Origin of the sequence: Nocardioides sp. NPDC127514 (assembly GCF_040302125.1) — a bacterium.
Classification (GTDB): Bacteria; Actinomycetota; Actinomycetes; order Propionibacteriales; family Nocardioidaceae; genus Nocardioides.
In genome coordinates this window covers 37703-50298 of record NZ_JBEORF010000014.1, presented here as the reverse complement: position 1 = coordinate 50298, position 12596 = coordinate 37703, and the positions used below count along the sequence as shown (strand labels likewise).

Genomic DNA, 12596 nt, shown 5'->3' with positions numbered 1-12596 from the left:
ACACGGCACCGACACTTATCTCGTCACCACGGCGGCCTCACCTCCCGACTCGACGACCGCGACCGAGCCGTCGCGGTCGGTGCGGTAGACCTTGGTGCCGCTCTCCGCGAGCCCCTGGACCGTGGCGGTGGCCGGATGGCCGTAGTCATTGCCGGCACCGACCGGGACGAGAGCGACCTGCGCGCGCAGCGTACGCAGCCAGTCGAGGTCCTGATAGCGCGAGCCGTGGTGGGGCACCTTGAGCACGTCGATGTCGAGCTCGGCCAGGTCGTCGGCGAGCTGGTCCTGACCCTCCGGCTCGATGTCGCCGGTCAACAGCAGACGCAGGCCGCGGGACTCGACGAGAAGAACCACGCTCGCGTCGTTCGCGGTGGAGCCGTCCCCGGGGCCGCGGGTGTCGGACTCGCCCGTCGGCCAGAGCACCTGGATCCGTACCTCACCGATCGTGGTCGTGGCCGCGTAGGGAGCCGGAACCGGCACCACCCCGGCCGCACCGGCAGTCTCGCCGAGGACCCGTACGCCTTCGGGCGGGTCCTGGAGCCGTGAGGTCCACAGCTCCCCGACCCGGCGGCCGGCGAAGACGCCCCCGACTCCGTTGACGTGGTCGGCGTGGAAGTGGGTGATCACGGCGAGCGGGACGTCCTCGATCTCGAGGCGGTCGAGGCAGTCGTCGACGAGGTCCGGATCAGGGCCGGCGTCCACCACAACGGCACTCCCCGACCCGGTGCGCACCACCAGGGCGTCTCCCTGTCCCACGTCGCACATCACGAGCACCCATCCCGGCGGGGGCCAGCCCGGGCTGGGCAGCCGCACCAGCGCGACCGCGAGCAGCACCAGGCATCCGGCCACCCCGGTGACCGGATGCCGCAGGATCCGCGGCGCCAGGAAGGCGATGGCGACACAGACGACCACGAGCACCGCCAGGGCCAGCGGCCCGGTCGCCCACCCGACCTCCGCGGTCGGCAGCCCGGCACCGAAGCGGGCGACCGCGATGATCCAGGCGACGCGCCAGGTCGCGATCGTGCCCGCGACCATGCCGAGCGGATCCCATACCAACCCGAGCAGACCTCCCAGGAGACCGAGCACCGTCGCCGGTGCGACGGCGGGCTCGACCAGCAGGTTGGCGAGCACCGCGACCAGGCTGACCTGGCCGGAGATGGCGGCGACCACCGGAGTGCAGGCCAGCTGCGCCGCTGCCGGGACGGCGATCGCCTCCGCACACCACTGCGGCATCCAGCGCCGCAGAGCGTCCCGCCACGGTGGCCCGAAGAGCAGGATGCCGGCCGTGGCCAGAACCGAGAGGGTGAACCCGATCGAGGTCGCCAGCCCGGGGTCGATCAGCAGCAGCCCGATCACCGCCGCGCCGAGCCCACGCAGCGCTCGCTGGCGTCCGTTGTGCGTCATCGCCAGCAGTCCGACCGCACCCATCGCGGCCGCCCGCACCACACTCGGCTCGGTGCGGGCGAGCACGATGAACCCGAGGATGCCGAGCACCCCGACGGCGTACAGCCCTCTCCCCCGCACCCCGGCCCAGCGGGCGACGATGAGCAGGAATCCCACCACCAGGGTCAGGTTGGTGCCGGAGACCGCGAGCAGGTGGGTCAGACCGGTCGTGCGGAAGTCGTCCGCGAGGTCGTCGGAGAGACCGGTGTCGTCACCGTCGACCAGCGCCGGAACCAATGCCGCCTGGTCCGGCGGCCGATGCGCCACCGCGTCCCGGATCGAGCCACGCAGCGTCTCGGAGGCGCGCCACCAGATCCCCGGACCCGCGACGACTCGCGGCTGCCCCGCGATCAGCAGCGCCGACTCCTCGTGCGAGCCGCTCTCCCCCAGACGTCCGGTCGTCGACACCGTCGCCCCGAGCGGGATGTCCGCCCAGGGGTCGCCGCCGAGCACGACCACCGGCGCACGCAGCCTGTAGACCACCCCGCGGCCCCTGATCTCTCGCACGCTGGCGCGCCGGAGCTGGTACGTCCCGTGCTGACCCGTCACCTCCTTCGGGTCGGTGGTGACGGTGGCGACCACCCGCACCTGCGCCTTGCGCGCGGCCAGGTCCGCCACCGGGTTGTCGCTGACCCGGGCGGCATGCAGCCCCGCGACGACGGCGGTCCCGGCGACCATCAGTGCCAACGCCAGCGCCGTCGGGCGGCGCTTCCGAACGGCCCAGCCACCGCCGATGCCGAAGACCGCGGCAAGGAGCACGAGCAGAACCACCCCGGACCGTCCGCCGGCCACCACCACCGGCCCGGCCAACGCCCCCGCCCACGCACCGGCTCCGAGTAGCGGCAGTCGCAGGTCGTTCACAACGTGACCAGCGGCGCCAGCGAGTCGTAGGTCTTCGGTCCGATCCCGTCGACCTCGAGCAGCTCGTCGACGGAGGTGAACGCGCCGTTGGTGGTGCGCCAGTCGATGATCGCCTGCGCTGTCACCGGCCCCACTCCGGGCAACGTCTCCAGCTCCTCCAACGAGGCGGCGTTGAGGCTCACCCCCGCCCCTGGCGCACCAGCCGCCGGGGCACCAGAGCCGGGCGCCGCGGCTCCACCTCCCCCGTTGGGCGCACCGACCACGATCTGCTGACCGTCGCTGAGCAGAGCAGCGAGGTTGAGCCCGGCGAGCTGCTTGTGGGAGGCCCCACCGGCAGCCTCGACGGCATCCACCACCCGGGACCCGATCGGCAGCACGACGATGCCGGGCTTGGGCACCTTGCCCTCGACGTCGACCGTCACCGTCCCGGCCGACGCCCCGCCCGACGGCATCGCGGGCGTGCTCCCGGGTGCCACCGAGGCGGTCGGCAGCGCGACCAGCGGGGAGGCCGAGGGCGAGGCCCGGGCGGCCGGCACCACCTCCGGGTCGGCGCGGATCATCCACCAGCAGGCCACCGCCAGCCCGGCGACCAGTACCAGCGAGACGACGACGAGATGCCATGGGCCGAGGCTCACCCGCCCGCGCAGCGGCTCGGGCAGCACCGCATCAGGCGAGATCACGACCTGACGCCGAGACGCGTGGCGTCCCGGGACCGGCACCAGCGGATCCAGCTCCGCGGTGTCGGTCGCTCTCGGCCCGTCCCACCACGGCGGCTGCCAGTCCTCCTCGCCCTCGTCCTCCTCCTTTGGCGGGTCCAGCTCGGCGCGCAGCTGCTCCAGCCGCCGGGCGACGGCATCGGCGTGATCAGAGGTCGGTCGGGTCCGCATGACGCCGAAGCTATGCGCCCGCGCCGACACTTCCGAGCGCGTTCTCAGCGCCTGTGGAGAACCCGATCCTCAACCGCCCCTGTGGACGGTAATCGGCCCAGAATCAGAGCTTGGGACCCACCACGACCGCCACACACCCCGGCCCGACATGCGCACCCAGTACCGCGCCCAGCACCCCGACGCGTACGTCGCCGTTGATCTTGCCGTTCAGCTCGGCGGAGAGTCCCTCGCTCATCGCGGCTGCCCGGTCGGGGCTGCCCAGGTGAGCGACGACGATCTCGACGGCGTCCGCATCCTCGCCCGCCTCGACCCCGAGTGCCTGCAGCCGCGCGATCGCCCGCTCAGCCGTACGCACCCGCTCGTGCGGCACGACCCGCCCGTCCTCGATCGTGAGCAGCGGCTTGACCGCGAGCGCCGTCCCGAGCAGAGCAGCAGCCGCGCCGATCCGCCCGCCCCGGCGCAGGTACTCGAGCGTGTCGACGTAGAAGTAGGAACGAGTGGCGGCGACCCGCGCCAGCGCGGCCTCGCGAGCCTCGGCAGCACTCCCGCCGCGCCCGGCCACCTCCGCGGCAGCCAGAACGGCGAACCCGACCCCGGGTCCGACCACCTTCGTGTCCACGGTGATCACCGGCACCGGAGCCTCCCGCGCCGCGAGCATCGAGGACTCGCACGTCGCGCTCAGCTCCGCGGAGAGGTGGATGGAGACGATCTCCTCGAAGCCCTGCGCCGCGAGCTTCGCGTAGACCTCCGCCAGGAGCGCCGGCGAGGGCCGGGAGGTCGTCACCGTCTTGTGTGCCGCCAACGCCGCCAGCAGCGCTTCGGGCGACGTCTCCTCCACCCCGTCGTCGTACGACGTCCCATCCACGATCACCTGCAACGGCACCGATGTGATCAGCTCCGTGGCATCCCCGAGATCGGATGGAAGCATCGCGGTCGAGTCGGTCACGATCGCTACCCGGGCCATGTCAGAAGCCTACAGATCGACCCATCGCCTCGACAGCGCGAGCCGAGCCGATCAGACGACGATGTTGACGAGCTTCGGCGCGCGGACGATGACCTTGCGGACGGTCTGGCCCTCGATCGCTGCCGCGATCGTCGGGTCGGCCAGCGCGGCGGCCTCCAGGTCGGCCTCGGAGATCGAGGGCGAGACCTCCAGGCGCGCACGCACCTTGCCCTTGATCTGCACGACCGCCGTCACCGAGTCCTCCACGAGCAGGTGGGGCTCGACCGTCGGCCACGCAACCCGCGCAACCGTCGGCTCGTGCCCCAGACGCTCCCACATCTCCTCGGCGGTGTAGGGCGCGACCAGCGAGAGCAGGATCGCGACCGTCTCCGCGGCCTCACGTACGGCGGGGTCGGCGGGACCGACACCGGAGTCGATCGCCTTCCGGGTCGCGTTGACCAGCTCCATCACCCGAGCCACCACCACGTTGAACCGGTAGGACTCGATCAGCTGCTCGGCCTCGGCGACGGTCTTGTGAGTCGTACGCCGCAGCGCGACGTCGCCACCGGAGACGTCGACGCCCGGGGACGACGTCACGTCTCCGGCCAGGCGCCAGGCTCGCTGCAGGAACTTCACCGAACCCGCCGGGGAGACGTCGGCCCAGTCGATGTTGTCCTCCGGCGGGGAGGCGAAGACCAGCGTCAGCCGGGTCGCGTCGACGCCGAACTCCTCCAGCACGTCCGACAGGTTCACACCGTTGCCCAGCGACTTCGACATCTTCTTGCCGCCGTTGATGACCTTGCCCTGAGACAGGTACGCCGAGAACGGCTCGTCCCAGTCGACCAGGCCGATGTCGCGCAGCGCCTTGGTGAAGAAGCGGGCGTACATCAGGTGCAGCACAGCGTGCTCGTCGCCGCCCAGGTAGAAGTCGACCGGGCCCCACTCGCGTGCCAGCTCCGAGGAGAACGCCTGGGTCTCGTCGGTCGGCGACAGGTAGCGCAGGAAGTACCACGACGAGTCGACGAAGGTGTCCATCGTGTCCGAGTCACGCGTGGCCGGACCGCCACACTTCGGGCAGGTGACGTTGACCCACTCCGAGGCCGCGGCCAGCGGCGAGACGCCCTTCGGCTTCAGGTCGGCGCCCTTCAGCTCCGGCAGCTGCACCGGCAGCTGGGCCTCAGGAACCGGCACCTCACCGTCGACCGGGCAGTGGATGATCGGGATCGGCGCGCCCCAGTAGCGCTGCCGCGACAGCAGCCAGTCACGCAGCCGGTAGTTGATCGTGCCCTTGCCGTGGCCCTCGGCCTCCAGCTTCTCGATGATCTTGTGGATGCCGCTCGCCTTGTCGGCGACGCCCTCCAGCTCCGGCGAGTTCACGTACGCGCCGTCACCTGCGGTCGCGACGTACGTCTCCTCGGGGTTGTCCGCGCCCGGCACGTCGACGACGCGGCGCACCGGCAGCGAGAACGCCTTGGCGAAGTCCAGGTCGCGCTGGTCGTGGGCCGGGACGGCCATCACGGCGCCGGTGCCGTAGTCGGCCAGCACGTAGTCGGCCGCCCACACCGGGATCTGCTCGCCGTTGACCGGGTTGGTCGCGGTGACGCCCAGGTCGACACCGGTCTTGGGACGGTCGGTCGCCAGGCGGTCGATGTCGGAGGCCTTGCGTACGTCCTCCAGGTAGCCCTCCAGCGCAGCAGCCTGCTCCGGGGCCACGATCTCCTTGGCCAGGTCGGCATCGGCGGCGACGACCATGAAGGTCGCTCCGTACAGCGTGTCGGGGCGCGTCGTGAAGACGGTGACCTTCTTGGTCCCACCAGTGGTCAGCGAGATCTCGAAGTCGACGTGTGCACCCTCGGACCGGCCGATCCAGTTGCGCTGCATGTTGACGACCTTGCCGATCCAGGTGTCCTGCAGCTGGTCCAGGCCGTTGTAGAGCTCCTCGGCGTACGCCGTGGTCTTGAAGTACCACTGCGTCAGGTCACGCTTGGTGACCACCGCGCCGCAGCGCTCGCACTCGCCGTTGACGACCTGCTCGTTGGCCAGCACCGTCTGGTCGTTGGGGCACCAGTTGACCGGCGACTTCTTGCGGTAGGCCAGGCCGGCCTCGTACAGCTTCAGGAAGATCCACTGCGTCCACTTGTAGTACTCCGGGTCGGAGGTGTGCAGACGGCGCGACCAGTCGAAGGAGATGCCGTAGCGCTTGAACGACTCCGCCTGGGTCTCGATGTTGGCGTAGGTCCAGCCGGCGGGGTTCTCGTTGCGCTTGATCGCGGCGTTCTCGGCAGGCAGGCCGAAGGAGTCCCAGCCGATCGGGTTCAGGACGTCGAAGCCCTTCAGCCACCAGTAGCGGGCCAGCACGTCGTGCAGCGCGGTCACCTCGGCGTGGCCCATGTGCAGGTCACCCGACGGGTAGGGGAACATCGTGAGCGCGTAGCGCTTCTCGGCCCCCTCGCGCTGGCCCGCCTTGAACGGCTCCAGCTTCTCCCAGATGGGGCGCCACTTGTCCTGCAGCTCGGTGACGTCGTACGTCGCGTGCTCGGCCTGCTCCTGCGTCATTGGTCTTTCGTCCTTGTCGAGTGTCGTGCGTCAAGACTGCTTCTGGAACGATCCCTAGAAATAAGAAGGGCCCCTCACATGGAGGGGTAGCCGCGTGACCGGGGTGTGTCCCTCAGGGTCAGCGCGGCTGCCTAAGAAGCAGGACAGACATCTGCATGTGTCCAGGGTAGCCGACCACCGCCGCCATCGTCATACACAGCCCGGCCATACCCCTGCGCGCGGCGCCGGTGACAGGGTCGAAGTCCTCTAGAAAGGCACTTTCGATAGTCCATGAGTTCTGCCCTGCGGATCGACCGACAGAAAATATCGCCGGAGGGGCTCTCACCTATTGCGACGACAAGTTCGAGCGTGCCAAACTGGCGACGCTCCGCTGCTCGTGATGTCGGTCGTGAATGAGGACCCCCCCATCTCATCCAAGGAACGCTCCGAGCAGCGGAGTCCAAATCTTTGAGGCCTGGCGACGAAGTCGCCGGGCCTCAAAACGATTTGGAGATCGAGCGAGCGCAGCGGCTGAGCGGCGGAGCCGCGAAGGCGCGAAGCGGGTCGAGATCCAGTCGCGTACGCGGAGCCAGCACCACGGCTACGGCACCCGACTGACCCATTGCCGTGTGCCGTGCTTGCTCTCGACCAGCGCCGCGGCCTCGTCGATCGTGGCCTGATCCAGGCCGACGTACGCTGCCCCGAAGCTCTGCTCGAACTCCGAGAGCAGGGCGTCGATGACCTTCTCGCGGCTCAGCCCGGTCTGGGAACGGATGGGGTCGACGCGCTTGGCGGCGCTCCGGGTTCCCTTGTCGGACATCTTCTCCCGGCCGATCCGGAGCACCTCGAGCATCTTGTCGGCGTCGATGTCGTAGGCCATCGTGACGTGGTGCAGGACGCCGCCGGGGATCCGCTTCTGGGCGGCGCCGGCGATCTTGCCGACCGGCGAGGCGATGTCGTTGAGACCGGCGTAGGCGGCCTCGATGCCGACGCTGCGCAGTCCGCGCAGCACCCACTCGTCGAGGAAGGCGTACGACTCCTGGAAGGACATGCCGGCCACGAGCGTGTCGGGAACGGCGAGGCTGTAGGTGATCGTGTTGCCCGGCTCGATGAACATGGCGCCGCCACCGGAGATGCGGCGTACGACCTCGATGCCGTGACGCTCGGCGGCGGCCTCGTCGACCTCGTTGGAGATCGACTGGTAGCTGCCGATCACGACCGCGCTGCTGGCCCAGTCCCAGAACCTCAGGTTGGGGGCGCGGCGACCCTCGGCGACCTGGCGGACGATGACCTCGTCGAGCGCCATCTGCATCCGCGGCGACAGCGGCCCGGTCTCCACGATCTCGAGGTCGAGGTCGTCCCAGGTCGTGGCCCGGCCCAGCGCCCGCAGCACCGTCAGGGCGACGTCGCGGGTGCCGAAGCCGACCAGCTCGGCATCGCGGGCGGCGACGTCGAGCACCGCGGTCAGCTGGTCGAGAGAGGCGTCGACCGACTGCCCCTCCAGCGCTTCGGTCAGCCAGCCCAGCGCCTCGTCGGGTTCCAGGAAGAAGTCGCCCGAGAGGACGACGTCGATGATCGTGTCAGCGGAGACTGTCGCGTCGACGACGACCAGCTTGCCGCCGCGTACCTTCCGCTCGCCATGCACTCTTTCACTCACAATTTCTCAACACCGTGAGCGCCCCGAATCATCCCGGCGAGACGTCACCCCGGTCGACCGAGACGTCACTCCGGTCGGCCGAGATGTCACCCCCGTCGGCCGAGACGTCACCAACTGCCAACTCGGCCGACGCAACTGCCCACTCGGCCGACGCAACTGCCAACTCGGCCGACCTACCTGACGCCTCGGCAGGCGTTCCTCAGACGGCCGCTCCGCAGGAGCCGGCGGTGTCGGCGAGACGGGTCAGGCCGGCGGGGCCTACGAGCGGGCGCGGGTCCTCGGCGAGCGTCCAGGCACCGTCGACGAGGACGTAGTCGCCTCGGACGTCACCCGCGAGAAGAGCCCGTACGCCGGCCACGAGCCGGTCCACCTCGGCGACCGAGGTGCCGATCCCGATGCTCGCGCGGACCGCGCCGCCGGTGAGCCCGAGGCGCTTGAGGAGCGGCTGGGCGCAGAAGCGGCCGTCGCGTACGCCGAGGCCGTGCTCGGCGGAGAGGTACGCCGCGACCCGGCCGGGCTCGAACCCGTCGACCGTGAACGTCACGACCCCGACCGGCTCCTCGGAGTCAGGCCACAAGCGCAGGACGTCGACACCCTCCAGCGCGGACAGACCGGCCACGAGACGCCCCCTCAGTGACGCCTCGTGGCGGTCCAGCTCGGCGGGCTCGAGGCCGCCGAGAGTCGTACAGGCAGCGGCCAGGGCAGCGGCGCCGATGACGTTGGGCGAGCCGCCCTCGTGACGTGCGGGGGCGGGCTGCCACGTGGTCTCGACAAGCTCGACCTCCGACGCGTGAGTGACGTCGTCGACGGCCCCTCCCCCGGCAAGATAGGGGGTGCCGACGTCCAGCCAGTCGCGGCGCCCGACCAGGGCGCCGGCGCCGTAGGGCGCGTAGAGCTTGTGGCCGGAGAGAACGACGTAGTCGGCGCCGGTTCCGGCGAGCGAGAAGTGGCGGTGGGCGAGCAGCTGGGCGCCGTCGACGAGGACCCGCGCGCCGTGGGCGTGGGCAAGGGTGACGATCTCGGCGACCGGCAGCGCCTCGCCGGTGACGTTGGAGGCGCCGGTGATCGCGACCAAGGCAAAGGTGTCCCGGGCCAGCTCACCAGCGAGTGCGTCGATCGTGCCGGCGAGGGTGTCCCGGCCGGCGACAACGGTGACGCCGGCCTCGACGCGGCGCCACGGGAGCAGGTTGGCGTGGTGCTCGATGTCGAGGACGAGCACCCGGCCGGGTACGCAGCCGGCCAGCAGGTTCACCGAGTCGGTGGTGTTGCGGGTGATGACGGTGACGTCGTTCTCGCGGGCGCCGACATAGGCGCCGATGGTCGCGCGCGACTCCTCGTAGAGGGCGGTCGAGACCTGGGACAGGTAGCCGGCGCCACGATGCACCGAGGCGTACCAGGGCAGGACCTCGGCCACCCGGTCGGCCACGCTCTGCAGTGCCGGCGCCGAGGCGGCGACATCCAGGTTGGCGTACGTCGTGGTCGTTCCGTCCAGCAGCGGGACCTGCGTGTTCGAGCCGACGAGCGGAAGCAGGGACATGGGGGCACCCTTCGGGTCATGGCTCCCCAGGGCTGCCCGGCGAAGCACGCGCTTGCCCGCGCCACCTCGGCGAGGGCCTGGTCGTCACCCGGAGCACCCCACCGCGTGGGAGGGTTGCCCGCCAGCAAGCCGGGGCTTCGCGCTGGCAGTCGTGACCTTCGCCGACGATGGTGCCGGAGACCGCGTGCCCTCTCCAACTCGTTGTCTCGATCCGTGGGCACGGATCTCACATCACGGACGACCTTCCCAGGGGTTGCCGCCGCCTCCCCAGCCGCCCTCGCCGTCACCCTCGCAGGTGCCGAAGAACTCCGAGACCGGGTCGCACTCCTCGCCGTCGTCCTCCTCCTCCGGCGGAGCGGGCGGAGCGATCAGCTCCTCCTCGTGCCCGGTCTCGGGATCCTGGCCGTCGACGTAGACGGGCTCGGGGAAGTTCTCGACCTCCTTGCCCTCCATGGCCTTCGCCATGATGGCCGCCCAGGTCTCGGTGGGATAGTCGGCACCGAAGTAGGACGGCATCCAGCCGCCGTCGAGCTTGCCCTCGCCGTTGCCGCGCGAGTAGCGCACGGCGGTGGCGATCTGCGGGGTGAACCCGACGAACCACGACGAGCAGACGTACTGCGCGCTGGTGCAGGTGCCGGTGCCGGTCTTGCCGGCCACCGGGCGGCCGATGCTCTGGGCCTTCTGGCCCGAGCCGCTCTGCACCACACCCTGCATCGCGTACGTCACATCGGCGGCGATGTCCTCGGAGATCGCGTGCCGGGCGTTCTTCCGGCCGTTCCAGCTGTAGAGGACGTTGCCGGCGCGGTCGCGGACCTTCTTCACCACGTGTACGTCGTGGCGGTAGCCGCCGTTGGCGATCGTGGCGTAGGCGTTGGCCATGTTGATCGGGCTGACGTTGGCGCGGCCGAGGGCGATCCGGTCGTCGGTCTGGTGGTCGAAGTCGGTGGTGGTGCTGGGGATCCCCGGGAACTTCGGGTCCGCCTTCGCCGGCGCGACCCCCGCGGCGACCGCGGTGTCGTAGATCGCCTTGCGGCCCTCCTCGGGGCCACCCATCGACTCGGTCATGTCGATGTAGGCCGTGTTCACCGACTGCTCCATCGCCTTGAGCATGGTGATGTGCTGGCCGTAGTCCATCCCGTCCGCGATCCCGGCCTGCTCACCCTCGTTGACCACCTCGGAGCCGGCGTAGGTCGTGAACGGCGAGTCACCGGCCCACGTCGAGTTCAGCGAGTAGCCCTTCGCGATCGCCGCCGCGGTGGCGAAGGCCTTCATCGTCGACCCGGCGTGACCACCGGTCGCGGCCCAGTTGTGCTGGCTGTCGAGGTAGTCCTGGCCACCGTAGAAGCCGAGCAGCGCACCGGACTCGACGTCGACCGAGGCGGTCGCCACGTGCAGGGCGTTCTTCTGCTCGGGGTCGCCCTTGACGTACGCCTTCCGGTTCTTCGGCTTCACGGTCTTGGCCGCGGTCGCCGACGCCTTCATGACCTTGGGCGACAGCGTCGCGGTGATCCGGAGGCCACCGCTGTCGATCTTCTCCTCGGTGAACAGCGGCTTGCCGTCGGCGCCCTTCAGGCCGAGCAGCTCGGCCTTGATCATGGTGAGCGCGTGGCCGCGCTGACCGCCGAGCCGGCTCGGCACCGTCTTCGCGGGGAACTTCGGCAGCGCGTCCTTCACCTTGTCGGCGTCGGCCTGCTTCAGATAGCCGAGGTCGACCATGCCGGAGAGGACGTACTGGTAGCGGCCGAGCAGCTTCTCCTCGCCACGGAAGGTGCTGCTGGCGGGGTCGAAGCCGGCCGGGTTGTTGAGGATGGCTGCGAGCGCGACCGTCTCCCGCAGCGAGAGGTCCTTGGTGGACTTCGCGAAGTAGGCCTTCGCGGCCGCCTCGATGCCGTAGGCGCCGCGGTTGAAGTAGATCGTGTTGAGGTAGTCGGTGAGGATCTGGTCCTTGCTCTTCTGCCTGGTCAGCTTCAGGGCGATGACCGCTTCCTTCAGCTTGCGGGAGTAGGAGCGCTCGGCGCTGAGGTAGTAGTTCTTGACGTACTGCTGGGTGATCGTGGAGGCGCCACCCGAGGTGCCCTCGGTGGTGTTGGAGAAGGCGGCCCGCACGATGCCCTTCACGTCGACGCCGCTGTTCACGTAGAACGTACGGTCCTCGGCGGCCACCACGGCGTGCTTGACGGTCTCCGGGATCTCGTCGGCCTCGAGCTTGATCCGGTTCTGGTCGCCGTCCTGGTAGCGGCCGAGCTCGGTCTTGCCGTTGCCGTAGTAGACGAAGGAGGTCTCGACCTCGAACTCGGCGTTGGGGTCCGGCACCGTGATCCGGTTGTAGGCCACGATCGCCGTCACCGACCCGATCAGGGCGATGGCCAGGAACCCGACCAGCGCCACCTTCGCCGTGACCTTCCCCCAGCGGCGCCAGGTCGTGGCCGGTGGACGACCGCCGGTGCCCCTGGATCCGGTGCTCCGGGTGGCCCACTTCTCGGCTGCCCAGGCCTTGGCCGGCTCGAGCTTGGCGAGCAAGTCGCGGGCCGCGGACGGCTTGGGATCTGCCCGACGCGCACCCGGCCGGCTGGGCACGACCCGAGGCGGCTCGGGCGCGATCCGAGGACCCTGCGCGGCGGGCGGAGGAGGCGGTCGCCACGACGGCGGCGGGCCGGTCGGACCCTTCGGAGGCTCGGCGCTCCGGTGTTCCATTGCTCCACCTGACCTAGGCGACTGACTGCGGCGGCCGTT

The 12596-nt window shown here is 70.2% G+C and carries 7 protein-coding genes and 1 riboswitch; all 7 genes read right to left on the bottom strand.

Annotated elements, in window-relative coordinates; genetic code table 11:
• Positions 1-15 precede the first annotated feature (15 nt).
• The 7 genes from ABTX24_RS12790 to ABTX24_RS12760 all read right to left on the bottom strand — a co-directional run bounded on the left by ABTX24_RS12790 (position 16) and on the right by ABTX24_RS12760 (position 12557).
• A complete protein-coding gene (locus tag ABTX24_RS12790; protein ID WP_350840049.1) occupies positions 16-2304 on the bottom strand; it encodes a ComEC/Rec2 family competence protein in 2289 nt (762 codons plus the stop codon).
• Entirely contained in the window at positions 2301-3191 is an 891-nt protein-coding gene (locus tag ABTX24_RS12785) for a helix-hairpin-helix domain-containing protein (RefSeq protein ID WP_350840047.1), read from the bottom strand. The genes ABTX24_RS12790 and ABTX24_RS12785 overlap by 4 nt, the downstream gene beginning before the upstream one ends.
• Positions 3192-3294: 103 nt before the next feature.
• Complete coding sequence (locus tag ABTX24_RS12780; protein ID WP_160028156.1) at positions 3295-4155, bottom strand: DegV family protein; 861 nt, start codon at positions 4153-4155, stop codon at positions 3295-3297.
• 51 nt (positions 4156-4206) lie between these two features.
• Positions 4207-6690, bottom strand: a complete 2484-nt coding sequence (gene leuS, locus ABTX24_RS12775; RefSeq protein WP_350840045.1) for a leucine--tRNA ligase — start codon at positions 6688-6690, stop codon at positions 4207-4209.
• A 580-nt stretch (positions 6691-7270) separates the two neighbouring features.
• Positions 7271-8326: a lipoate-protein ligase small subunit gene (gene lplB / locus ABTX24_RS12770; RefSeq protein WP_350840043.1), complete on the bottom strand. Its 1056-nt coding sequence runs from the start codon at positions 8324-8326 to the stop codon at positions 7271-7273.
• 199 nt (positions 8327-8525) lie between these two features.
• A complete protein-coding gene (locus ABTX24_RS12765) occupies positions 8526-9863 on the bottom strand; it encodes an aminotransferase class V-fold PLP-dependent enzyme (RefSeq protein ID WP_350840041.1) in 1338 nt (445 codons plus the stop codon).
• 43 nt (positions 9864-9906) lie between these two features.
• A riboswitch (SAM riboswitch) is annotated at positions 9907-10020 on the bottom strand.
• 74 nt (positions 10021-10094) lie between these two features.
• Positions 10095-12557 (bottom strand): transglycosylase domain-containing protein, encoded by a 2463-nt coding sequence (locus ABTX24_RS12760; RefSeq protein ID WP_350840040.1) that lies wholly within the window; start codon positions 12555-12557, stop codon positions 10095-10097.
• Between the last annotated feature and the right edge of the window lie 39 nt (positions 12558-12596).